Raw genomic sequence first — 240 nt, forward strand, 5'->3', positions numbered from 1 at the left:
GTGTCACCGTTACCCAATCAACCTTGTCTCGTGATATCAAATTATTAAATTTAGTAAAGGTCAATGAAGATGCCTCCTCTTATTACATGGTCAACCCGATTGTACCAACCCGTTGGGAAAAACGCCTCCGGCTGTATATGGAAGATGCTCTCATTATGCTCAAACCAGTACAGCACCAAGTTGTATTAAAAACACTTCCAGGACTGGCCAGCTCCTTCGGCTCAATACTTGATGCCATGG

At 43.8% G+C, this 240-nt stretch carries 1 protein-coding gene; it reads left to right on the forward strand.

Features of this window, described 5'->3' with window-relative positions; all coding sequences use genetic code 11:
- Positions 1 to 240 (forward strand): arginine repressor (locus tag RG959_RS24840; protein WP_483298931.1); only part of this gene is annotated, 240 nt, incomplete at both ends.

The organism is Domibacillus sp. 8LH (assembly GCF_038806185.1).
In the GTDB taxonomy this organism is placed as follows: Bacteria; Bacillota; Bacilli; order Bacillales; family Domibacillaceae; genus Domibacillus; species Domibacillus indicus_A.